The organism is Pseudonocardia xinjiangensis (assembly GCF_050948425.1).
Lineage (GTDB): Bacteria > Actinomycetota > Actinomycetes > Mycobacteriales > Pseudonocardiaceae > Pseudonocardia > Pseudonocardia xinjiangensis.
The window spans coordinates 5,778,337-5,800,403 of record NZ_CP192009.1 but is presented as its reverse complement, the minus strand read 5'-3'; the positions used below and the strand labels follow the sequence as shown (position 1 = coordinate 5,800,403).

The following is a 22,067-nucleotide window of genomic DNA, read 5'->3' as shown; positions in this document are numbered from 1 at the left end:
GTTCTGCTGAAGCTGTCGGTGAAACATGTGTGCGGCGCCTTCACTGGTTGCCGCACCCCACGTTGTCGGCGTCAGTGAGAATGTCCTGCGGCCACGTGGGCGCTCTTGGGCCGGACCGGGTGGCCGGCCAGTCCCAGTGCGCTGAAGACTGCGGCGATCACCCAGGCGATCGGGCCCTGGAGTCCTGGCCATAACGGCGCGTAACCGGGCACGATGACGAAGATGACGAAGGGTATATCCAGTAGTGACACAACGGTTAGGTTGATCCAGAAGCCGGTCTTGGAGTTGCGCCAGTTCATGGCGATACCGACGATGATCACGGCGACAGCGCCGACCAAGATGTTCCAGGCGTCCTGGAAGATGCGGGCCTGGACCATGCTCGGATCGACCGATTGCCCGAGTGTCAACAGGGCGTATGCGGCATTGATGTGCACGAGGCCCCAGATCACGTAGAAGGTTGCTCCGATCTTCGCTGCGAGCCCATTCATCTTCAGTCACGCTCCTTCTATTAACATTGTTCACATGTGGTGTTCAGTCGATGACACGTCACGGCTGATTACACGGAGGGAGAGGTGAGTACTGCGCGCGGCGTTTGTCCCGTTCGGTGAACTAGCCGAGCTGTCGGGCGGTTGTCGTTCCGGTGTGGAAATCAACAGCGTATTCCGCGCCTCGCGCTATCCGGTTCGTCGTTGACGAGCCCGGCACAACGGACGGGTCAGCGGGCTGTCCGTCGGCCCCGGTGAGGGTGATGCCTGCGGCAGGATTCGCTGGTCGGTGAGCGGTGCCCATGCCCGTTGGCACCCCTCGTGATCATGAGACGCCGCAGTCGCTGGACACGCTGTCGTCGGTTTCGTCCGTTGCCACATCTCCTCAGCATGGGTGTTGTACCAGCCCTTCTACTGTCATGCACCGGAGCTATGCTGTCCAACGAAGACTTTTGATCGAAGCCATCTACTCAAGGAATACCCGTGGAGCTACGTCATCTCGAACACTTCATCGCCCTCGCAGAAGAATCGAGCTTCACCAGGGCTGCGGCGCGGCTGAACCTCGTGCAGTCCGCGCTGTCAGTGTCGATCCGGAATCTGGAGAAGGACCTGGAAGCAACGTTGTTCGACCGGACGAGCCGCGGTGTGCGGCTGGCCGCGGCGGGCGAGGCACTTCTGCCGGCGGCCCGACGTGTCCTGCGCGAGGTTGCAACCGTCAGGGATGAGGTGGACGCGGTGCGCGGCGTGGTTCGGGGGCGGCTTCGGATCGGCATCATGCAGTCGCTCGCCCTGATCGACGCCGGCCGGATGTTCGCGGCGTTCCACCAGGCACACCCGGGGGTCGTCATCGAACCCCAACCTGCCCACGGCGGCTCTGTCGCTCTTGCTGAACACGTCCGGCACGGTGAGCTCGACCTGGCGTTTGCCTGGCAGCCCGAAGCTTCCGCGCGCGGGCTGCGCGTGGCCGAATTGGCAACCGAACCCTTCGTGCTCGTCGTGCCGACCAGTCGCCGCCTGCCCCGCAGGCTTGAACTCGCCGATCTCAGCGACGAGGCGTTCGTCGAATTCCCGGAGGGCTGGGGTGCGCGGACGCTGTCGGATCAGGCATTCCGGAACGCCGGGATACAGCGGAGGATCGTGGTCGAGGTGGCTGACATCCTGACCTGCGCCGAACTCGTCCGCGCCGGATTCGGCGTCGCCATCATGCCCAAATCAATGATCCGATCGCGTGGGCTGACCTGGCGGACGGTATCCGGCCTGCCGCAGTGGGGAGTTTCCCTTATCGCCTCGTCCGACAGGCACCTCACGGCGGCTGCCGCTGCCTTCGTGGACCTTGTGTGCACCACGTTCGACGTCGTGCTCGCCTCCGACGATGACTGACCGACAAGACGTTGTCCATCGTCGCGTCGATCACTGACCATGAGCGGGCCGGCAGGCTCACGGGAACGGCTGCCTCGTCGGAGTTGGTCACGGAACCAATGATCTCGTGGCGCGTGACGGCGGGCGAGGGGCTCGTCGGCAGTGTGTTCCTGCTTCACGGCGAACCGGTCTCGCTTCGCGGATCCGCTCGGACGTAGCGATCACCGGTGCGGTTCGCCGCGAAGATCGTTCCGAGGTCCGCGCACTCGCCCTTCCCAGGACGAATCGGGGGTTTCGTGGCGATCACGGGTGCCGCTCCCCGCGAGTCGCCCACCCTCCGCCCCCGAGTCGCCCCGTTGCCGCCGCACACTCACCCGACTTCCCCTGACCGGTGGCAGCGGTCGAGCGCCTGACGAGCGACCGGCCACACTCGGCAAGCCGGCCCTTCGGGCCCGAGACGGAGGACGTAGATTCGAGTTCTGCAGGGGGGAGAGGAACAGGTCGGGGACAGGAAAGGAGGCCGGATGTCCGGCACGTCCGGCAGCGCACCTCCGGCCACCCGCGGCGGTCCGCACCCTGCGATCGACCTGTCGGAGCTTGCCGCCAACGCACCGGACGGCCTGGCCGTGGTCGACGAGGACGGTCTGTTCGTCCAGCTCAACAGTGCGGCGGTGGTGCTCTGTGCCCGCCCGGTCGACGACCTGATCGGGATGCGGGCACCGTTCGAGCTCGCCTCGGGGTTCTCCGCCGACTCACTGGGGCTGCTCGACGACGGCGCCACCGAACAGATCTGCACCTGGGCGCCCGCGGCCGGGGTGCACCGGGAGTTCGCGTACCGGACCCGTCCGCTCCCGCAGGCGCCCGGCCGGACCGTCGTCGCCTTCCGCGACGTCGGAGCCGAGCGGCATCGCCAGCGCCGGGTCGCGGCCATCGCCCGCTCGTCGGTGAAAATGGCGTCGGAGGGCTCGATCACCGCGACCCTGGACGCACTGGCGCGTGAGGTCCTCCAGACCGATGCGCTGGCGGGAGTGCACATCCTCACCCTCGACGAGTCGGGTGCCGGTCTGCAGATCATGGGTTCGGCAGGCTTCCGACGCTGGCCGGACTTCTTCGAGCGGCTCATGCAGTGCCGGGAACGCGGCGCCACCCTGGAGATGATCGAGGCGTTCGAGCGCCGCGAACCCATCGTGGTCCCGGACCGCTGGGACATGATCCAGGGCGACCCCTCGTGGGAGCCGATGCACGACTACCTCTCCGAGCCCGGCTGGGGCTGGTTCGCCAGCGTCCCTCTCGTCATCCGGGGTCGGTCGGCGGGGATCCTCAACGCCTTCTTCGCGCCGGGCCAGGTGGTCGGGCAGCGCAACCTGGAGTTCCTGCTGGCCATGGCCGAGCAGGCCGCCGTGGCGATCGACTACGCCTCGCTCCTGCAGAACGAGCGGGAGCTCGCCCGCCGCGAGGAGCGCCGGCGGCTCGCGCGCGACCTGCACGACTCGATCGTCCAGCAGGTGTTCTCCATCGGAATGCAGGCCAAGTCGATGGAGGTCCTCGCCGCGCGAGGGGCGAGCGTCCCCGCGGAGAGCGTGCGGCGGGTCGCGGACGAGGTCGGGCTGCTCGCGAAGACCGTACTGGAGGACCTTCGGACGATGGTGCACGAGCTGCGACCGTCGTTGTCGACCCGGCTCGGCCTGGCGGAGGCCGTGCGGGCACTGGCGGAGAGCACGACCAACCGGACCGGGCTGCGGTTCAGCCTCAGCGTCCGGCGCACCGTCGACGAGGTCCCGCCGGACATGGCCGAGGACGTCTACCGCATCGTGGCCGAGGCCATCCACAACGTCGTCAAGCACGCCGAGGCAGGTCACGTGACGATCCGCATCGGGATCCGTGAGCACGCGTTGACGGTCTCCGTCGCCGACGACGGTCGCGGGATCCGAAAGGCCCGGGCGGAAGGCGGCCGCGAGGCGGGCGGCGGCTACGGACTCACCAGCATGCGCGAACGCGCGGCGCGCTGGGGCGGGACCGTCCGGGTCCGGTCCCGCGCGGTCGGCGGGACCTCGGTGCGGGCGGTCGTGCCGCTGCCTCGGGCCTGGGCGGCGCCGGACCGCATCAGCGACACGGGGTCCGAGGTCAGCACGTCATGAACGCGCCCAGCGGTTCGAGCGCGGCGCGCAGCCAGGAGGGCCGGGAACAGGTGCGGGTGCTCATCGTGGACGACCATGCGGTCGTGCGCCGGGGTATCCGCGCCTACCTCGAGGTACTCGACGACCTGCAGGTCGTGGCGGAGGCCGGCGACGGCCAGGAGGCCCTCGACAGGCTCGAGGCGATGGCCGCCCACGGGGAGCTCCCCGACGTCGTCCTGATCGACCTGCTCATGCCGAAGATGGACGGCGCTGCCGCGACCGCACGCATCACCGAGTGCTTCCCGGGGGTGCGGGTCGTCGTGCTGACCAGCTTCGGCGAGATGGAACGCGTCCACGCCGCCCTCGCGAACGGGGCCTCCGGGTACCTGCTCAAGGACGCCGAACCGCCCGAGGTCATCACGGCGATCCGGGTGGCCGCGCGCGGCGACGTGTTCCTCGACCCGGCCGTCGCCCGCCGGCTCACCCAGGAGATCGTCTCTCCACCGACCGGGATCGGCGCGCTGACCACCCGGGAGCGCGACGTCCTGGTCCTCGTCGCTTCGGGACGGTCGAACCAGAAGATCGCCGACGAACTGGTGATCAGTGAGCGCACCGCGCGAACGCACGTCAGCAACGTCCTGCGCAAGCTCCAGCTGACCTCCCGGACCCAGGCGGCGTTGGTGGCCGTCCGGGCGGGGCTGGTCCCGCCGCAGAGCTGAGGCGTCCCGGACACGCGGCGACGCCGACCTCGGACCGGGGCCGGCGTCGCCGGGTTCCGGATCAGACGGTGGCGGCGGTGCGCCATCCGGGCTGGTAGGTGTCACGCGCCATGGCGGTGTAGGGCGCGGGGCTCACGATCGCGCGGACCGGGAACTGCTCGTGCGGCTGGACGGTGGTCTTCTCGGAGCCGCCGTTCGGCTCACCCCAGATGACCCGGACCTCGGCGCCCAGCGGGACGTCCGGGTTGATCGTGGCCAGCGAGAGCGCCTTGCGCTCGTTGGCGCTGTAGCCGGTGAACATCGAGAGGCCGACGGTGTTGCCGTCCCCGTCCTTCACCGCATCGAAGTTCGACGAGCCGTAGTTGGCGTTGGGCAGGTCGAAGAACTGGTAGCCGGGGGCCTCGGAGACCGGCGATGCGAGCAGCGTGGCGACGTCCTCGGCGTTCCACTCCAGCGTGACCTTGCGGCGTTGGGTCGCCGGGTCGACGGCCTCGAGGGCGCTGCGACCGATGAAGTCGTGGTCGAACTTCACGAATCCGCCGTAGCCGAGCTCCCACGGGTTGAGGTAGTAGTCCTCGATCCTGTCCGAGACGAAGCTGCCGGCGAGGGCGTTGATGGCCTCGTAGCTGGTGGCGCCCAACCACTCGCGGTAGGGGCGCAGTTCCTCGGCGGTGTAGATGGCGGGCAGCGGCGAGGGGATCCAGCCGGACTCGAGCGTGTTGCAGGAGTAGGCGCGGGCCCCGGCCGGCTCCAGGCCGAACTCGCGGCCGGCCTCGAGGATGGCCTCGCGGACCTTGTCGTAGGTCTCGTACGGGCCCCAGATCTCCAGGCCGGGCGCTCCCGCCATGCCGTGGCGCAACGTGCGGACGCGCTCGCCCGCGACATTGAGGTAGCCCATCCTGAAGAACTTGACCTGCTCGACGGTGCCGCCGTTGACCTTCTCGATGACCTCCCAGGCGCGCGGGCCCTGGATCTGGAAGCGCCACACGTCACGGGTGACCTGCTTCCCGTATGGGCGGGACGGGGAGCGGTCGTCGAGGCGGATGTCGAGGTTGTAGCCCGTGCTCCCCTGGAACTGCAGCCAGTTGGCCACCGGCGCGCGGCCGACGAAGACGAACTCCTCCTCGGCGAGCCGGAACAGGATGCCGTCCCCGATCACACCGCCCTCGGGGGAGACCGGGACGAACTGCTTGGCCGAGTCGACCGGGAACTTCGCGGTGCTGTTGATGCCGGTGTCGGTGAAGAGCTTGAGGGCGTCGGGGCCCGACACCCACAGGTTGGTCATGTGGTGCGACTGGTCGAACAGCACCGCGGTCTTCTGCCAGGCGATCACTTCGCGGCGGAAGTTGGTGAACTCGGCGGGCACGACCGGGTAGATGTAGGCGCCGAGCTTGGAGTTGCGCAGCAACTCGACGGTGTTCCCGGACTCGTCCAGCAATTCCTGAAGGTTCTTGGCGCTCATCTGCCACCGTTCTCGGTCTGCGTGTTCTGCGCTGATGCACGGCCAGACGTGGGGTCGACGGCCATCGTGGCTCACGCTACGGATTCGGCGATGCCCGGCGGCACCGTGGAATGGCGCGAGACGAGCGGCCGGGACCGGCCGGTCGCACTACGTCATGCGACGTACGGCGAGTCACGACAACAGCGCGATGGCCCGAACGAGCCACGGCCCTAGCGTCGGACGTATATATCGTCGTCGGAGCGTCCACGCGGCCCGACCGAGGGAGCCTCACATGACCAGCCAGAGCAGGCCGGACCTGCCGGGAACCTACGTCTTCGACGGCCCGACCAGCCGACGTGGGCACAACATGAACAAGCTGTTCATGTCGCTGACCGACGCGGGTGCCCGCACGGAGTTCCTGGCCGACGAGTCCGCCTACTGCGCGCGGTTCCGGCTCTCCGACGAGCAGACGACCGCCATCCTGCAGCGCGACTGGCAGGCGATGCTCGACCTGGGAGGCAGCATCTTCTACATCTACAAGCTCGCCATGATGGACGGACGCTCCATGCAGTACCTCGGCGGTGTGTTCACCGGGATGTCCGAGGACGACTTCAAGGCCGCGATGCTGGCAGGAGGGCGCACCGATGTCTGAGGTGATCTGGGGTCTGGCGACCTCGCACGTCCCGTCGATCGGCGCCGCGATGGACCGCGGGATGACCGACCAGCCGGTGTGGGCGCCGCTGTTCGAGGGCTATCGGCCCGCCCGGGAATGGCTGGCCCGGAACACCCCTGACGTCGCGATCCTGGTCTACAACGACCACGCCAACGGCGTCGACCTCGACATCGTGCCGACCTTCGCGATCGGCACCGCCGAGACGTACCGCGTCGCGGACGAGGGCTTCGGCCGGCGCGCCGTCCCGGACGTCGTCGGCGATCCCGACCTGTCCTTCCATCTGCTGGAGAACCTGGTGGACGAGGGCTTCGACCTGACCGTCTTCCAGGAGCTCGACGTCGACCACGGGTTCACCGTGCCGCTGTCGGTGTGGACGCCGGAGCCGGGCGACGCCTGGCCGTGCCCGGTCATCCCGATCATGGTCAACGTCATCCGCTACCCGCAGCCGACCGCTGCCCGCTGCTACGCCCTGGGCCAGGCCCTCGGCCGGGCGATCGCGAGCTACCAGGGCGCGGGGACGGTCGGCATCCTCGGCACCGGCGGCATGTCCCACCAGCTCGCGGGCGCCCGGGCGGGCTTCATCAACCCGACGTTCGACCACATGTTCCTCGATGCGATCGAGAACGACCCGGAGAAGCTCGCGTCGCTGAGCCGGGAGGAGCTCATCCGCCAGGCGGGGTCCGAGGGGATCGAGCTGATCATGTGGCTCGTCATGCGGGGCGCTCTCCGCAAGCAGGTCCGCAAGGTCCACTCGGCCTACCACGTCCCGGCGTCCAACACCGCCGCCGGACTCGCCCTGTTCGACAACCGGGTCGCCCAGCCCGCCTGAACGCCGCCCGGCCGGGCGTAGCCGCGAGGAGCAGCTGATGACGATCGACACGCCCTGCCGGGCCTCGGCCCCACGGGGCGCGGTGCCCCGCGCCGGTCGGTGCCTGGTGATGGGCGTTCTCAACGTCACGCCCGACTCGTTCTCCGACGGCGGTCTCTACGACCACACGGCGGCGGCCGTGGCCCACGGCAGGTTCATGTGGGATGCGGGAGCCGACTACGTCGACGTCGGTGGCGAGTCGACCCGGCCCGGTGCGGAGCGCGTCGAGGTCGGCGACGAGCTGCGCCGGGTCGTTCCGGTGGTCGAGCAGCTGGCTGCGGCCGGGATCGCGGTCAGCATCGACACCACGCGGGCGGCGGTGGCGGAGGCCGCCGTCGGCGCGGGGGCGGTCCTGGTCAACGACGTCAGCGGCGGTCTGCACGATCCCGCGATGGCCGGTGTCGTCGCGGCGGCGGGGGTGCCGTGGGTGCTGAACCACTCACGGGGCGCCAGCCGGGACATGTACTCCGCGGCCGTCTACGACGACGTCGTCCGCGACGTCACCACCGAGCTCCTGATGCGGGTGGACGACGCGGTCGAGGCCGGGGTCGCGCCCGAGCGGCTGATCCTCGATCCCGGCTTCGGGTTCGCCAAGCGCGCCGAGCACAACTGGACGTTGCTCGCCCAGCTCGGCGAGCTGGTCGCCCTGGGCTTCCCCGTCCTCGTCGGCTCCTCCAGAAAGCGTTTCCTGGCCGAGGCCCTCGGGGGGACGAGGGCCGGCGGCCCCGCTCACGAGCGCGACGCGGTAACCGTCGCCACCACCGTGCTCGCCGCCCAGGCGGGGGCGTGGGGGGTCCGGGTCCACGACGTCGCTGCGTCCGCGGACGCGGTGGGGGTCGTGGACCGGGTCGGGCTCAGCTCTCCCGTACCAGGTGGTCGCGGGCCGCGCCCGTAGCGACGGCGCTGCCCGTGACGAGGTGCGCCGGTCGCCATCCGCGCAGCGAGTTGAGCAGGGCCAGCCCCTCGGCCCGGGCGAGGTCCTCCAGGCGCAGGACGCGCTCACGCAGGCGGCCCGCAGCGAGCAGGTGCGCACGCTCGACGCCGGGCAGGCAGCCGCTCCCCAGCGGCGGGGTCCACCACCGTCCGTCGAGGCGGACCGCCACGTTCGCCGTGCAGGTCTCGGTGACCTCGCCGCGCTCGTTGACGATGACGACGTCGTCCGCCCCGGGGTGGCGGCGCAGTCGCGTGTCGTACGGGTCGCGCCTGCTCGTCTTGTGACGCGACCAGCACCCGGTGGTGTCGATCGGCTCCGGGTCGACGACGAGCCGGACGGGACGGCCGAGGGGGAGAGGCGGGTCGAACACATCGACGCCGAGGGTCCCGTCGCGGCGACAGCGCAGCCTGACGCGGGCCTCGCCGACCTCGCGGAGCCGGTCGTCCAGTACGGCGCGCGCCGCGGCCTGGTCGAACGAGAACCCGAAGTAGTGCGCGGAGTCCGCCATCCGGGCGAGGTGGGCGTCGAGGTGGCGCAGTCCCCGGGCGGAGTCGTGGTGGAGGGTCTCCAGCAGGTGGAAGTCGTCGTGGCGTGCGTCGAGCACCCGTGCCTTGGCCCGGACCTCGGCGTACTCCGCGGCCGGCCGGGAGCTCCAGGTGATCCCGCCCCCGGTGCCGTAGCCCAGCTGCTGCCGCGTGCGGTCCAGGAGCACGGTGCGGATCGCCACGGAGAACCGCGCCCGCACCTCGGCGCTCGGCGGACCGACGATCCCGACGGCCCCGCAGTACACCCCCCGCGGTCCGCTCTCGAGCTCGCGGATCAGCTCCATGGTGCGGGCCTTCGGCGCGCCGGTGACCGAACCGCACGGGAAGAGGGCGCGGAACAGGTCCGTCAACGCGACGTCCGGGCGTACCTGCGCGGTGACGTCCGAGGTGAGCTGGTGGACGGTCTCGTAGCGCTCGGCGGTGAACAGACGCGACACCGTCACACTGCCGGGAACGGCGACGCGGCCCAGATCGTTGCGGACCAGGTCGACGATCATGACGTTCTCGGCGCGTTCCTTCTCGCTGCCCTGCAGCCGCGCGACGGCGGCCTCGTCCTCGGCCGTGGTGCGCCCGCGGCCGGCGGTCCCCTTCATGGGGCGCATCAGGATCCGGTCGCCGCGCCGCTCGAGGAACAGTTCGGGGCTTGCGCTCGCCACGACGAACCGGCCCAGGTCCAGGTAGGCGTTGTGCGCACCGCGCTGACCGTGGACGAGCTCGCGGTACAGGTCGGCGGGGTCGAGGCCCCCGGGCGCTGCGGCGTGCATCCGGGTCGTGAGGTTGCACTGGTAGGTCTCACCCGCGGCGATCCGGTCGCGAACCCGCTCCACGGCTGTGCGGTGGGCGTCGGGGCCCCACTCGCCCACCCACCGCAGGTCGGGAACCGCGGGACCGGCCGGGTTCAGCACCGCCACGTCCTCCGGGCGGTCGACGACGCCGAACCAGACCAGGGGGAGGCCTTCGCCCGGGGCATGGGTGGTCAGGCCGGGATCGAGGCCCGACGCCGCCTCGTAGGCCACGAAGCCGAAGGCCCACTGCCCCGCGCGGGTCACCCGGTCCACCTCGTCCAGTACCGGCACGACCTCGTCGAGTCGGTCAGCCACGAGGACCCGACGGACGCCGGTGAACCGCACGGCGGTGCCACTGATCAGATCGTCGAACCGCCCCCAGGGCTCCGGTGCGCCGAGCATGTGTCGTCCTTCCGCGGGCGGTCTGCGGATGCCGCAGCACCAGCGATCGTGCCCCGCGCCCGTGACCGGGCGGATCGGCGGTCGGTCCGTCGATGCCCGGCCGTCCGTCGCGTCCGCGACGCCGTCATCCGACGTAGGAGGTCACCTCTGCGGAGCGTCTACGTCAGTTGTCCTGGACCGGCCGAGACAGCACGCCAATACGGCTCCAGTCATTCGCGTCATCCCTGGTGACGAGCGTCTTTCTAGCGTCGTAGGAGGTCCGGAACCCGGCCCGGGGGCCCCGCAGAGGTGGCTTCGCAGGCGGTGCTCCCGGCATCACGGCCCCGAGGAAAGGTTCGCACACGATCATGACCTCCGAGAGTCTTGCTGCGGCCATCGCCCGCGTCGGGAACCCGGTCGATCTGCTGCGCAACACCGCGGCTCGCGCCCACACGTTCCCCGTCGCTCCGGAGTTCACCAACTGGCGCTCCGAGCAGCGCGCCTGGGCCGAGACCTGCGCCCTGCTCGACCAGTCGCACCACATGACGGACCTGTTCCTCGAGGGCCCGGACGCGCTGAGGCTCCTCAGCGACCTCGCCGTGAACTCCTTCGCCGGCTTCGGCGTCAACAAGGCGAAGCAGTTCGTCGCGGTCGACCCGGGCGGCCGGCTGATCGGCGACGCCATCCTCTTCCACCTCGACGACGAGCTGTTCGACCTCGTCGGTCACCCCATGGCGATCGACTGGGTGCTGTTCCACCTCGAGCGCGGGGACTACCGGGTCGTCGCCGAGCGGGACGAGAACTCGGCCGTCCGCACGTCCGGGCCACCGAAGTTCTACCGCTACGAGCTGCAGGGCCCGAGCGCGGCCGCAGTGCTCGAACAGGCCACCGGTACCGCGCTGCCGGAGACCAAGTTCTTCAACATGGCGGACTTCGGCATCGCCGGGCACACGGTGCGTGGGCTGCGCCACGGCATGGCCGGTCAGCCCGGGTTCGAGCTGTTCGGACCGTGGGCCGACGGCGAGGCCGTCCTCGCGGCGCTGCTGGCGGCCGGCACGGGCCACGGCCTGGTCCGAGCGGGTGCGAAGGCGTACTCCACCGCCAACCTCGAGTCGGGCTGGGTCCCGGCGCCGCTCCCGGCGATCTTCGGGGACGACCCGCTGCTCCAGGAGTATCGCGAGTGGCTCCCCGCCTCCGCGGTCGGTGCGATCGGCGGCAGCGTCGACTCGGACGACATCACGGACTACTACCTGACCCCGTACGACATCGGCTACGCCCGCAACGTCAAGTTCGACCACGAGTTCGTCGGGCGCGCGGCCCTCGAGGAGCTGGCGAAGAACCCGCCGCGGACCAAGGTCACGCTGGTCTGGAACAACGACGACGTCACCGCGGCGATCGGGTCGCTGCTGGGCAAGGGCCTCGGCGCGAAGTACTTCGACCTGCCGAAGATCCGGTACGCGCTGCACCAGGAGGACAAGGTCCTGGTGAACGGCGAGCAGATCGGCATCTCGCTCGACTGCGGCTACATCGCCAACGAACGCGCCATGGTCTCGCTGGCGACCATCGCCACGGAGCACGCCGAGCCCGGCACCGAGGTCACCGTCGTCTGGGGCGAGGAGCCGAACTCCGCGAAACCGCAGGTCGAGGAGCACCGGACCTGGCCGATCCGCGCGACCGTTGCGCCGGTGCCCTTCGTCCAGTTCGCGCGCACCAGCTACCGGCGCAGGTGATGGCGCCGGTGGCGAACCAGCAGAACTCGAACCCGGCGGCCAGGACCGCCCGGCAGGCTGTCGCCGCCGCCCTGCGCGCCGCGACCTACGAGATCCTCCCGTTCGCGAGCACCGAGGAGAAGGTGCTCGATCACGTGCCCACGAACGTGCCCCTCACGGTGACCACGACCGAGGCGAAGGGGCTCGGCCCGACCGTCGATCTTGCCGTCAACCTCTGTGAGCACGGCTACCGGGCGGCGCCCCACCTGGCTGCCCGCCAGGTCGAGGACCGCGCCCACCTCACGGACATCGTCGCGCGGCTGCGCGAGGCGGGCGCCGACAGCGTCTTCGTGATCGGTGGGGACGCGCGGGAGACCGGGAAGTATCCCGACGCCCTGAGCCTGCTGGAGGCGCTGGAGGAGATCGGGCACCCGTTCTCGACCGTCGGGGTCGGCGGCTACCCCGAGGGCCACGGCACCATCAGCGACGAGCTGATCGAGCAGGCCCTCAAGGCCAAGGCTCCGCACGCCACACAGGTGATCACCCAGCTGTGCTTCGACGGGAACACGACGATCCGCTGGGCGCGCAAGGTGCACTCCGACGGAGTGGACCTGCCCATCCGGGTCGGCATTCCCGGCGCCGTCAGCCGTCAGAAGCTGATCCGGATCTCCGCCGGCCTCGGCCTCGGTCAGTCGGCGAAGTTCCTCAAGAAGCAGCAGAACATGTTCTGGCGCTTCTTCCTGCCCGGCGGGTACAGCCCCGACAAGCTGGTCGAGCGGCTCGTTCCCGCCTTCGCCGAGTCGGACAACAACCTGCAGGGCTTCCACGTCTTCACGTTCAACGACCTGGAGAGCACGGAGTCATGGCGGCAGCGCTGGCTCGCCAGGCTGTCCTGATCCCTCCCCGCGCCGGTTCGTGGGAGGTACCACCCGAGGAGTTCATCACCGATGAGTGTCCAGGTCATCGACGGGCGCGCGTGCGCCCGCGCCCTCAAGCAGAGCCTCGAGGCGGACGTGGCCGGTCTCCGCGGTGAGGGGCTCGGAATCGGCCTGGCCACCGTCGTGGTCGGCGAGGAGTACGGCTCGGCCGCCTACGAGCGGCGGTTGCACCGACTCGCGGACGAGCTCGGCGTGGCCTACTCGCCGCAGGTCCTCCCCGCGGACGCCGGGCAGGACCAGGTGATGGCGAGGATCTCCGAGCTCAACGCCGATCCCGGCGTGTCCGGAATCCTGGTACTCCGTCCGTTGCCCCCCCACATCGACGAGACCGCGGTCTTCCGGGCGATCGAGCCCCGCAAGGACATCGAGGCGGTGCACCCGGAGAACGCCGGACTGCTCGCCCTCGGTGTGCCGCGCTTCGTGCCGTCCACCGCGGCCTCGTGCTTCCACCTCCTCGACACCTGGCTCGACTCCGTGGGGGAGGACCGGGCGGACTTCTACCACCGGTCGTTGATCGTCGTCGTCGGCCGGTCCAACAACGTGGGCAAGCCGGCGATCTCGCTGGGCTACGAGCGGCAGGCGACCGTCGTGTCGGTCGACGAATGGGCCGACCGGACCACCGGGATCGGCAGGCACACCCGCTGGGCGGACGTCCTGATCGTCGCGGCGGGCAAGGCCGGCCTGATCAAGGCCGAGCACGTCAGCGAGAACGCCGTGGTGATCGACGTAGGCATCAACCCGGCCGCGGGCGCCGACGGCAGGGTGCACATGGTCGGCGACGTCGACCACGCCTCCGTCGCTCCCCGCGTCCGCGCCATCACCCCGGTCCCCGGTGGGGTCGGTCCCGTGACCGACGTCTGGCTGCTCCGCAACACGGTCACCGCGGCGCGGCTGCTCGCCGGCCATCCGACCGACGAGGCCCGGCCATCCCTGCCCACTGCTCGACCCGCCCCCACGCTCCAGGAGGCGTCATGACCCCGCCGCCCGGCGCCCAGCACGGCGCCCTGCTCCTGTCCTGCCCGGACGTACCGGGCGTCGTGCACGCGGTCACCGGACTGCTCGTGCAGGAGAGGTGCACCATCGTCCAGAGCCAGCAGTTCGGCAGCGCGACGAGCGGCAACTTCTTCATGCGCGTCGAGTTCGCCCACGTCGACGGCTCGCCGCTCGATCTCGACGGCCTCGGGCAGCGCGTCGCGCGGCTGGCCGAGACCTTCGACATGACCTGGGAGCTCGCCGACGCCGCCCGGCGCCAGCGCGTGGTGATCATGGTCAGCAAGTTCGCCCACTGCCTCAACGACCTGCTGTTCCGCAACTCCATCGGCGAGCTGAACCTCGACGTGGTCGCCGTGGTGTCGAACCACCCCGACCTCGGCCGCATCGCCGACAGTTTCGGGGTCCCCTTCAGGCACATCCCGGTCACGAAGGACACCAAGGCGGAGGCCGAGGCCGCTCTGCTCGGGTTGGTGCGCACGGAGCACGTCGATCTCGTGGTGCTGGCCCGCTACATGCAGATCCTCTCGAACGACCTGTGCACGCAGCTCGAGGGCAAGGCCATCAACATCCACCACTCGATGCTGCCGAGCTTCAAGGGCGCCAAGCCCTACCACCAGGCGCACGCCCGCGGCGTGAAGTTCATCGGTGCGACCGCCCACTACGTCACCGCCGACCTCGACGAGGGCCCGATCATCGAGCAGGAGCTGATCAGGGTCGACCACTCGCTGAGCCCCGACCAGCTCGCGGCCCGCGGCCGCGAGGCGGAGAGCCGCGCGCTCGCCAGGGCGGTCCGCTGGCACACCGAGAACCGCATCGCGGTGATCGGCAACCGGACCGTCGTCTTCCAGTGACCTTCCCCGACGCGACCGTCCCGTCAGCGCGCTTCGGCCAGGCCCTCCCGCACCGCGACGAGCGCCGCCTGGGTCCGCGAGGTGAGGCCGAGCTTGCCCAGCAGGTTGCTGACGTGGGTGCGGGCGGTGCGCTCTCTGATCATCAGACGGTCCGCGATCTCCCTGTTCGACAGCCCGTCCGCCACGAGCACCAGGATCTCCCGCTCCCGTGTCGTCAGCGACCCGAGCCCGATGCGGGGCGTCCGGAGCTCGTCGGTCAGCCGGCGGGCCACCGTGACGTCCAGGAAGACCTCGCCCCGGGCGGCGGCGTGCAGCGCGGCGGCGACCTCGTCCGGTCCGGCGTCCTTGAGCAGGTAGCCCGCAGCGCCCTGCTTCAACGCCGCGTGGACGCGTTCGCTCTCCCCGAAGCTGGTCAGGACGACCACCCGGACCTCGGGGAAGCGCAACCCGATCTCCCTGGTGGCCGCCACCCCGTCGAGCCGCGGCATCTGCAGGTCCGTCAGCACCACATCGGGCAGCCGCCCGTGCGCCGAGAGGTCGGAGAGCACCGACAGCGCGTCCTCGCCGTCCACGGCCTCACCGACGACGCTGACGTCGTCGAGCACCTCCAGGTAGGCGGCGACGCCGCGCCGGACCACGGCGTGGTCGTCCACGACGAGTACCCCGATCCGCGCTCGCGACGGTGTGGTCATCGCCGGGTCCTTCTCTCTGGACGTGGGACGGGAGGGGCCGGAGGGGCGCGGGGGCCGTCCCTCCGGCCCCGGTCGGGGGAGCGGGCCACGGGCAGTCTCACGCCACCGCGCCTGCGCGGTGGCGGCGACAACGACGCTAGAGACGCGGGGGGTGCGGGGTAACTCGCGAATGACCGGGCCCGTCCGGAGGCATGTCCCGACGCGCCTACGTCATTCGTCCCGGCCTTGCGGCCGGCTCCTCGAACACCGGGCGGAAGGACGCCACTTTGACGGACGTCATGGCGGAGGACAGGGTGTCGCGGCCCACAGGCAACCTGCCGACCCTGAACAGCAGCTTCATCGGGCGGAAGCCGGAGCTGGCCGAGGTCCGCCGGCTGCTGGGCTCCTCACGGCTGCTCACCCTGACCGGCCCGGGCGGCGTGGGGAAGACCCGGCTGGCCGTCGAGGCCGGGCTCCGGATGCGGCGCGCGTTCCCGGACGGGACGTGGCTGGTCGACCTGGCCGCGGTCGACGACGCGACCCGCCTCGCGGACGCCGTCGCGGCGGGGCTCGGCGTCGAGGAGCTCTCGGCGCGGGGGGCGAAGGAGCAGGTGCGCGACTTCCTGGCCGACCGGCTGGCACTGGTGATTCTCGACAACTGCGAGCACCTGCGAGACGGGTGCGCCGAGCTCGTCGACCACATGCTGCGCAGCGCGCCGCGCCTGCGGGTGGTGGCGACCAGCCGGCAGCCGCTCGAGATCGCGGGCGAGCACGTGCTGACGGTCGAGCCGCTGGCGTTCCCCGACGTGGACGGCGCCGTGGCGCTGGACGCCATGTCCAGATGCGACGCGGTCGCCCTGCTGATCGACCGGGCGACGGCGGTCCAGCCGTCGTTCGCCCTGCACTCCGGCAACCGTGACGCGGTGGCGTCGCTGTGCGCCCGGCTGGACGGGCTGCCGCTCGCGATCGAGCTGGCGGCGAGCAGGTTGAGGTCGTTGTCGGTCGAGCAGGTGGTCGCGAGGTTGGACGATCGCTTCGCCCTCCTCACGAGGGGCAACCCGCTCGCGCTGTCCAGGCAGCAGACCCTGCGCGCGCTCATCGACTGGAGCTACGCCCTGTGCACCGAGGAGCAGCGGCTGCTGTGGGCGCGCCTGTCCGTGTTTCCGGGTGAGTTCGACCTCGATGCTGTGGAGAACGTCTGCGGCGGCCCCGGCGTCGTCCCGGCAGCGGTGGTCGACCTGGTCGACGACCTGGTCGCGAGGTCCGTCGTCGTCGCAAGCCTCACCTCGCGGGGCGTCCGGTACCGGATGCTCGAGACCATTCGCCAGTACGGCGGCGAGATCCTGGCGGCCTCCGGGCAGGAGTGCGAGGTGCGTCGCCGGCACCGCGACCACTACGTCCGCACCGCCGCCGAGCTGTGCGAGCGCTGGTGCGGCCCGGACCAGTCCGACATCCTGACGAGGCTGCGGCTGGAGAACATCAACTTCGAGGCCGCGATGGACTTCTCGCTCGCCGAGCCGGGTGAGGAGGAGGTGGCGCTGGAGCTGGTCTCCGCCTTGCGGTACCACTGGACCCTCGGCGGCTTCCTCGCCGCCGGCCACAGGCGCCTGGAGCAGGTCCTGCGCGCCGCGCATCACCCGACTCGGGCTCGGGGGGACGCGCTCTGGGTGGCGGCCTGGGTCGCGCTCCTGGTCGGGCAGCGCGACGCCGCAGCAGCCCGGGTCGAGGAGTGCGAACAGCTCGCGCGGGACCTCGACGACGAGCACCTGCAGGCGTACGGCCACCTTCTGCGCGGAACCATCGGCCTGTTCAGCGGCGACCTCACCTCGGCGGGCGAGCAGTTCGACAGGGGCATCTCGCTCATGCGCCGGTGCGGGGACACGGCGGCTGTGCTGTGGGGGTCGTTCCAGTACAGCCTGGTCCTCTCCCACACCGGGGACCACGCCGCCGCGCAGGAGCGGTGCGAGGAATCCATCCGGCTCGCCCGGCGCCACGGTGAGGAGTGGGCGCAAGGAGCGGCGATGTGGGCGCAGGCGTTCGACCGCTGGCGCAGCGGTGACGTCGGCGGCGACCTCGACGGGAGCGCGGAGGCCCAGGCGCGCCGGGCACTCGCGATGACGCCCGACGCCAACCTCGTCAGCACCGTGTTGACCGTGGAACTGCTCGCCTGGATCGCCGCGTCCCGGCAGCGTCACGAGGAGGCCGCCGCCCTGCTGGGCGCGAGCGCCGCGATGTGGGAGTCCTTCGGCGCCGACATCGCCGCCTTCGGCCCGGACTTCGCCGAGCACTCCGCCGCGTGCCGGGAGACAGTGATCACGCACCTCGGCGGCCCGCTGTTCGACACGCTGTTCGTCGACGGCCGGGTGCACTGGCAGGACCTCCTTACGAGTGGGGAGACCGGTCCGGCCGATGCAGGGAAGCCCGTCCTGCCCGACGGACCGGTCCTGACCCGACGGGAGGGCGAGGTCGCGGGACTGATCGCGAGGGGCCTGACGAACAAGGCGATCGCCGCGAAGCTGCTGCTGTCCCGCCGCACGGTGGAGGGACACGTGGCGAGGCTCTTCGCCAAGATCAACGTCTCCAACCGGGCGCAGGTGGCGACCTGGGTCACCCAGAACGCCCACGGGCGGCCCGAGGTCACCGGCGGCGCGTGAGGCCGCGGCGGCGAGGCGGAATCGGGTAGCGGTGAGGTGTTCTTCCCCTACCCGCGTCCCACCCCGGCCCCCCAGACTCCCTTGCATCGACGAGCACCAAGGGGAGCACCTGCCGATGAAGACAACCGCTGCCGTCGCGGTCGGGCCGGGCCAACCGTTCGAGCTCCGAGACCTCGAGCTCGACGATCTCGCGCCCACCGAGGTCAGGGTGGCGCTGGTCGCCACCGGCGTGTGCCACACCGACGCCGTCGTCCGGGACCAGGTCTATCCCACCCCGCTGCCCGCCGTGCTGGGCCACGAAGGTGCCGGTGTCGTCGAGGCGGTGGGATCTGCGGTGACGTCGGTCCGGCCCGGCGACCATGTGATCCTGACAGTCAACAGCTGCGGCCGGTGCACGCAGTGCCTGACGGGTTCCCCCATGTACTGCGTCAACTGCTACACCCTGAACTTCGGCGGCAGGAGGCCGGACGGCAGCACCACGCTGACGGACGGCGGGAAGGAGATCTCCTCGCCGTTCTTCGGGCAGTCGTCGTTCGCGACGCACGCCAACGTCGCCGAACGCGCCGTCGTCAAGGTCGACAACGACATCCCGCTCGAGCTCGCCGGGCCTCTCGGTTGCGGGCTCATGACGGGCGCGGGAGCAGTGCTGAACTCGCTGCGTCCCCGCGCCGGCTCGTCGATCGCGATCTTCGGCGCCGGAGCGGTCGGGTCCGCCGCGATCCTGGCGGCCCTCGTCGCCGGCTGCACCACCGTCGTCGCGGTGGACATCCACGAGTCCCGGCTGGAGATGGCCACGGAACTCGGCGCGACGCACGTTGTCCACAGCAGCAAGGGCTCGCCGGTGGACGCCGTCATGGAGATCACCGGCGGGCGCGGGGTGGACGTGGCGCTGGACGCGACGGGCGTGCCGTCCGTGCTGCGCCAGGCCGCGGACTCACTGGCGATCCGGGGCACGGTCGGTCTCGTCGGTGCGGCCGCCCCCGGCACCGAGGTGAGCTTCGAGACCGGTCTGTCCATCACGCGCGGGTGGTCGCTCAAGATGATCATCGAAGGCGACTCGGTGCCGCAGGACTTCGTCCCGCGTCTGGTGCAGCTGTGGCGCCAGGGCCGCTTCCCGTTCGAGAAGCTGGTCAGGTCCTATCCGTTCGAGCAGATCAACGAGGCGTTCGCCGACTCCGAGGCCGGGACGACGATCAAGCCCGTCCTGCTCTTCCCCCGGAGGTCGCTGTGATCGGGCCCGCCGCGGCTTGATTGAATACGGAGCAGCTCCGTATTGTATGTCGCGTGAGCAGTCCTGAGCCGGCTCCTGGCCGCCCGCGGAGCAGGGAGGCCGACGCCGCCATCCTGACCGCCGCGCTGGAGCTGTTGATCGAGCGCGGCGTGGAGGCGACCAGCATCGAGCAGGTCGCCCGGCGTGCGGGAGTCACCCGGGCCACCGTGTACCGGCGCTTCCCGGACAAGACCAGGCTGCTCATCGCCACGGTCGAGGCCTCCTACGGCGATCCCCCGCCCCGACCCGAGATCCGCGACGTCGAACATCTGCTGGCCGGCTGGGCGCACGTCCTCGCCGATCCGCACCAGCGCCGTCTGCTGCGGCGCCTCTACGGCACGATCGAGGACCACCCCGAGCTCGCCCGGACCTACTTCGACCAGTTCGGCAAAGATCGGGATCAAGCTCGTCGAGACGTGCTCGAGCAGGCTCGGGAACGCGGGCAGCTGCCCCCCGACACCGACCCGGACGTACTGCTGGACATGCTCACCGGCGCGGTCTGGCAACACCTGGCGACCCGCCCGGACACCACCGGCCCGGCCGACGTCGAACACTTCCTGCGCGCCGTACTACGCCAGGCCGGGTACCGGCCCGACGCGAACACACGACAAAGGAACCGACCATGAAGCCAGCCAGCTTCGAGGCGCAGATGCGCACCCGGGCGTTCGCCCGCGTCCTCGGGCCCTACATCGCAACCGTCACCGCTGTTCTCGCGATCCGCCTGCCCGAGACGATCGGGCTGGCCACCAGCTTGTTCGCAGAACCCGTACTGGCCTGGATGCTCGGGGCCCTGATGCTGGGCGGAGGACTGGTCATCATCGGCGGACACCGCAGCTGGCGCGGCCCCCTCGCACTGACGGTGTCGCTGTTCGGCTGGTTCGTCGCCCTGCGGGGGCTGCTCCTCCTCGCCGCCCCCACGGTGATCCGCTCAGGCGTCGAGGCCACCGCGCTCTCGCCGACCGCGACGACCCTGGCCCGCGTGTTCTTCGGTGCCCTGGCCGTCGTCGGTCTCCTGCTGACCTACGCCGGCTGGTTCACCGAGCCCGTCGAAGCGCGACCGGCGGTGTCCCCGACCACGGCGAGCGTCGCGTGAGCCGATAGCGAGCAGCGCGACCGGCATGTGCCGGTCCGACCACAAATCCGGCCTGCCCGGGCGGCGAGCTCATCTCCCCAAGGTGCCGGTGATGTACCTGCCACCGAACAGCTGAGACTCGACCCCGCCGAGCGGGCGCGCGTACCGGTCGGAAAGCTCGAAAATCGACTCGGTGGTCGTCTGCCAGCCCAGGCTGGACAAGTACTCGTCCGGGCTCTTCCTCGATCCGCCCGCGAACAGCGATCCCGTGTCGATTCCGAGGCCGTCCGCCCCTTTGGCGACTTTGGGATCATCGAAAACGGCCTGTGCATTGTCGAAGTGCTCGATGCCGACGGTGCTGCCGGGCCCGGAAAGCTCATGGATGGCGTCGATCAGCCGCATGATCGCCTCGTCCGGGAGATACGGCAACAAGCCCTCCGCCAGCCATGCCGTCGGTCGCGCCGAGTCGAACCCCGCCTCCCGCAGGGCGGTGACCCAGTCGTCGCGCAGATCGACCGGGACCAGGCGGCGCGCACCGGCCGGTCGCGCACCAAGGCCGGCGAGTACCTGGTCCTTGAACTCCAGTACGCGTGGCTGGTCGATCTCGTAGACCGTGGTCCCGGACGGCCAATCCAGGCGGAAGGCCCGGCAGTCCAGGCCGGCGGCCAGGATCACCACCTGGCGCAACCCGGAGGCCGTGGCGGCGAAGAAATAGTCGTCGAAGAACTTCGACCGCAAGGCCAGGAGGCGGGACAACGGCTCCCAGGTGTGGTCATCCGCGGGAATTTCGTCGGCACGCGTAGGAATCGGGAGCGGCGGGCTCGCGGCTTCGACAAAGGCGGCCGCGAACGGATCCCGAATGAGACCGTCTGCCCGGCTGGTGTCCACGGCGCGCGCGGCCGCCACCGACAGTGCAGTAATTCCGACGCCCGAAACGATGTCCCAGTCCTGCTGTTCGCCAGTCATCGACAACCGACCTCTCACTGAGTAAGTGCTGGAGGTCAGCCTACGCGTACTTGATCGAAGAACGATTGAGTGCAAATGTCGGAATTGCGCTGAACTACGCCGGGCCGTCCGGTATGGACGTGAGATGTCGGCGCGTCACAGCGCGCAGCGTGAGCAACACCACCGCCTCAACCGGCAGAGGCATCGAACGCGAGTAGTGATCTCTCGCATCTCCCTGGCGGGGTTCCCCGCCCAGCGGGCGCGCTGAGGAATCTCCTCGCCCTTCATGAGGAAGGCGTCGGGAGCGAGCTCTGAACCGTCGCCCATCGTCACGCCGTAGTGGACCAAGGAGCTGGTGCCGAGGGTGCAGCCGGCGCCGATCGTGATGCGGTCGGACTTGAAGGCTCCGTCCTCCTGCGAGTGGCACTGGATCCGGCTCCCCGCGTTCAGTATGCGGTGGTCTCCGAGGGTCACCATCGTCTTCTCGATGATGCTGCAGCCGTCGTCGAAGACGCGCGGTAGAGCGTGTAGAGCGGTGAGCTTGCGCTGGTGCGCGACCGGCCACCGATCATCAGCAGCAGTGGGTTCGACCGAACCAAGGTCTTGGCCAGCCAGAAGCGGACGTACGTCAAGCTCCAGACACGGATCTGCTGACGC

19 protein-coding genes are annotated in these 22,067 nt (G+C 70.3%); 14 read left to right on the top strand and 5 right to left on the bottom strand.

Annotated features, from left to right (window positions below; translation table 11 throughout):
• Window positions 1-71: 71 nt before the first annotated feature.
• Window positions 72-488 carry a hypothetical protein gene (locus ACQPZA_RS27230; protein WP_433275034.1) on the bottom strand — a complete coding sequence of 139 codons (417 nt, stop codon included), beginning with the start codon at window positions 486-488 and terminating at the stop codon, window positions 72-74.
• A 480-nt stretch (window positions 489-968) separates the two neighbouring features.
• Between ACQPZA_RS27230 and ACQPZA_RS27225 the strand changes: the two genes are divergently transcribed.
• The 3 genes from ACQPZA_RS27225 (at window position 969) to ACQPZA_RS27215 (ending at window position 4,680) form a co-directional block, all read left to right on the top strand.
• A complete protein-coding gene (locus ACQPZA_RS27225; RefSeq protein ID WP_433275033.1) occupies window positions 969-1,865 on the top strand; it encodes a LysR family transcriptional regulator in 897 nt (298 codons plus the stop codon).
• Between the two features lie 503 nt (window positions 1,866-2,368).
• Entirely contained in the window at window positions 2,369-3,982 is a 1,614-nt protein-coding gene (locus ACQPZA_RS27220; RefSeq protein ID WP_433275032.1) for an ATP-binding protein, read from the top strand.
• The gene (locus ACQPZA_RS27215; RefSeq protein WP_433275031.1) at window positions 3,979-4,680 is read left to right on the top strand and encodes a response regulator; all 702 of its coding nucleotides are present in this window, start codon (window positions 3,979-3,981) and stop codon (window positions 4,678-4,680) included. Before ACQPZA_RS27220 ends, ACQPZA_RS27215 begins: the two co-directional genes overlap by 4 nt.
• Before the next feature lie 61 nt (window positions 4,681-4,741).
• Here ACQPZA_RS27215 and ligM read toward each other — a convergent pair whose 3' ends face one another.
• Entirely contained in the window at window positions 4,742-6,142 is a 1,401-nt protein-coding gene (gene ligM / locus ACQPZA_RS27210; protein WP_433275030.1) for a vanillate/3-O-methylgallate O-demethylase, read from the bottom strand.
• 271 nt (window positions 6,143-6,413) lie between these two features.
• Between ligM and ACQPZA_RS27205 the strand changes: the two genes are divergently transcribed.
• Genes ACQPZA_RS27205 through folP form a run of 3 tightly spaced genes read left to right on the top strand, consistent with a single transcriptional unit; the run spans window position 6,414 to window position 8,557 of the window.
• Complete coding sequence (locus ACQPZA_RS27205; protein ID WP_433275029.1) at window positions 6,414-6,773, top strand: protocatechuate 3,4-dioxygenase; 360 nt, start codon at window positions 6,414-6,416, stop codon at window positions 6,771-6,773.
• Entirely contained in the window at window positions 6,766-7,623 is an 858-nt protein-coding gene (locus tag ACQPZA_RS27200; RefSeq protein WP_433275028.1) for a class III extradiol dioxygenase subunit beta, read from the top strand. The genes ACQPZA_RS27205 and ACQPZA_RS27200 overlap by 8 nt, the downstream gene beginning before the upstream one ends.
• 37 nt (window positions 7,624-7,660) lie before the next feature.
• Window positions 7,661-8,557 carry a dihydropteroate synthase gene (gene folP / locus ACQPZA_RS27195; RefSeq protein ID WP_433275027.1) on the top strand — a complete coding sequence of 299 codons (897 nt, stop codon included), beginning with the start codon at window positions 7,661-7,663 and terminating at the stop codon, window positions 8,555-8,557.
• Here folP and pabB read toward each other — a convergent pair.
• Window positions 8,517-10,328: an aminodeoxychorismate synthase component I gene (pabB, locus tag ACQPZA_RS27190; protein WP_433275026.1), complete on the bottom strand. Its 1,812-nt coding sequence runs from the start codon at window positions 10,326-10,328 to the stop codon at window positions 8,517-8,519. The genes folP and pabB overlap by 41 nt on opposite strands.
• A 347-nt stretch (window positions 10,329-10,675) precedes the next feature.
• On the opposite strand from pabB, the gene ACQPZA_RS27185 reads away from it, so the two are divergent.
• Genes ACQPZA_RS27185 through purU form a run of 4 tightly spaced genes read left to right on the top strand, consistent with a single transcriptional unit; the run spans window position 10,676 to window position 14,798 of the window.
• Complete coding sequence (locus tag ACQPZA_RS27185) at window positions 10,676-12,037, top strand: aminomethyl transferase family protein (RefSeq protein ID WP_433275025.1); 1,362 nt, start codon at window positions 10,676-10,678, stop codon at window positions 12,035-12,037.
• A gap of 8 nt (window positions 12,038-12,045) precedes the next feature.
• On the top strand, window positions 12,046-12,912 hold the full coding sequence (locus ACQPZA_RS27180) for a methylenetetrahydrofolate reductase (RefSeq protein ID WP_433275024.1): 867 nt from the start codon (window positions 12,046-12,048) through the stop codon (window positions 12,910-12,912).
• A 51-nt stretch (window positions 12,913-12,963) separates the two neighbouring features.
• Entirely contained in the window at window positions 12,964-13,929 is a 966-nt protein-coding gene (locus ACQPZA_RS27175) for a bifunctional 5,10-methylenetetrahydrofolate dehydrogenase/5,10-methenyltetrahydrofolate cyclohydrolase (protein WP_433275023.1), read from the top strand.
• Window positions 13,926-14,798, top strand: coding sequence for a formyltetrahydrofolate deformylase (gene purU / locus ACQPZA_RS27170; protein WP_433275022.1), 873 nt, complete (start codon window positions 13,926-13,928; stop codon window positions 14,796-14,798). The genes ACQPZA_RS27175 and purU overlap by 4 nt, the downstream gene beginning before the upstream one ends.
• 23 nt (window positions 14,799-14,821) lie before the next feature.
• On the opposite strand, the gene ACQPZA_RS27165 is transcribed toward purU, so the two are convergent.
• On the bottom strand, window positions 14,822-15,490 hold the full coding sequence (locus ACQPZA_RS27165) for a response regulator (RefSeq protein ID WP_433275021.1): 669 nt from the start codon (window positions 15,488-15,490) through the stop codon (window positions 14,822-14,824).
• A 293-nt stretch (window positions 15,491-15,783) separates the two neighbouring features.
• Between ACQPZA_RS27165 and ACQPZA_RS27160 the strand changes: the two genes are divergently transcribed.
• The 4 genes from ACQPZA_RS27160 to ACQPZA_RS27145 all read left to right on the top strand — a co-directional run bounded on the left by ACQPZA_RS27160 (window position 15,784) and on the right by ACQPZA_RS27145 (window position 20,486).
• Window positions 15,784-18,123, top strand: a complete 2,340-nt coding sequence (locus ACQPZA_RS27160; RefSeq protein WP_433275020.1) for an ATP-binding protein — start codon at window positions 15,784-15,786, stop codon at window positions 18,121-18,123.
• A gap of 115 nt (window positions 18,124-18,238) precedes the next feature.
• Window positions 18,239-19,354 carry an NAD(P)-dependent alcohol dehydrogenase gene (locus tag ACQPZA_RS27155; protein WP_433275019.1) on the top strand — a complete coding sequence of 372 codons (1,116 nt, stop codon included), beginning with the start codon at window positions 18,239-18,241 and terminating at the stop codon, window positions 19,352-19,354.
• A 53-nt stretch (window positions 19,355-19,407) separates the two neighbouring features.
• A complete protein-coding gene (locus ACQPZA_RS27150) occupies window positions 19,408-20,019 on the top strand; it encodes a TetR/AcrR family transcriptional regulator (protein ID WP_433275018.1) in 612 nt (203 codons plus the stop codon).
• Complete coding sequence (locus tag ACQPZA_RS27145) at window positions 20,016-20,486, top strand: hypothetical protein (protein ID WP_433275017.1); 471 nt, start codon at window positions 20,016-20,018, stop codon at window positions 20,484-20,486. The genes ACQPZA_RS27150 and ACQPZA_RS27145 overlap by 4 nt, the downstream gene beginning before the upstream one ends.
• A gap of 69 nt (window positions 20,487-20,555) precedes the next feature.
• On the opposite strand, the gene ACQPZA_RS27140 is transcribed toward ACQPZA_RS27145, so the two are convergent.
• Window positions 20,556-21,431: a class I SAM-dependent methyltransferase gene (locus tag ACQPZA_RS27140; RefSeq protein ID WP_433275016.1), complete on the bottom strand. Its 876-nt coding sequence runs from the start codon at window positions 21,429-21,431 to the stop codon at window positions 20,556-20,558.
• Window positions 21,432-22,067: the final 636 nt, after the last annotated feature.

Bases quoted from the DNA above. Each gene is read 5' to 3' on its own strand.
- ACQPZA_RS27230 (WP_433275034.1), bottom strand. From the start codon at position 488: ATGAATGGGCTCGCAGCGAAGATCGGAGCAACCTTCTACGTGATCTGG.
- ACQPZA_RS27220 (WP_433275032.1), top strand. From the start codon at position 2,369: ATGTCCGGCACGTCCGGCAGCGCACCTCCGGCCACCCGCGGCGGTCCG.
- ACQPZA_RS27215 (WP_433275031.1), top strand. From the start codon at position 3,979: ATGAACGCGCCCAGCGGTTCGAGCGCGGCGCGCAGCCAGGAGGGCCGG.
- ligM (WP_433275030.1), bottom strand. From the start codon at position 6,142: ATGAGCGCCAAGAACCTTCAGGAATTGCTGGACGAGTCCGGGAACACC.
- ACQPZA_RS27205 (WP_433275029.1), top strand. From the start codon at position 6,414: ATGACCAGCCAGAGCAGGCCGGACCTGCCGGGAACCTACGTCTTCGAC.
- ACQPZA_RS27200 (WP_433275028.1), top strand. From the start codon at position 6,766: ATGTCTGAGGTGATCTGGGGTCTGGCGACCTCGCACGTCCCGTCGATC.
- folP (WP_433275027.1), top strand. From the start codon at position 7,661: ATGACGATCGACACGCCCTGCCGGGCCTCGGCCCCACGGGGCGCGGTG.
- pabB (WP_433275026.1), bottom strand. From the start codon at position 10,328: ATGCTCGGCGCACCGGAGCCCTGGGGGCGGTTCGACGATCTGATCAGT.
- ACQPZA_RS27185 (WP_433275025.1), top strand. From the start codon at position 10,676: ATGACCTCCGAGAGTCTTGCTGCGGCCATCGCCCGCGTCGGGAACCCG.
- ACQPZA_RS27175 (WP_433275023.1), top strand. From the start codon at position 12,964: ATGAGTGTCCAGGTCATCGACGGGCGCGCGTGCGCCCGCGCCCTCAAG.
- purU (WP_433275022.1), top strand. From the start codon at position 13,926: ATGACCCCGCCGCCCGGCGCCCAGCACGGCGCCCTGCTCCTGTCCTGC.
- ACQPZA_RS27165 (WP_433275021.1), bottom strand. From the start codon at position 15,490: ATGACCACACCGTCGCGAGCGCGGATCGGGGTACTCGTCGTGGACGAC.
- ACQPZA_RS27155 (WP_433275019.1), top strand. From the start codon at position 18,239: ATGAAGACAACCGCTGCCGTCGCGGTCGGGCCGGGCCAACCGTTCGAG.
- ACQPZA_RS27145 (WP_433275017.1), top strand. From the start codon at position 20,016: ATGAAGCCAGCCAGCTTCGAGGCGCAGATGCGCACCCGGGCGTTCGCC.
- ACQPZA_RS27140 (WP_433275016.1), bottom strand. From the start codon at position 21,431: ATGACTGGCGAACAGCAGGACTGGGACATCGTTTCGGGCGTCGGAATT.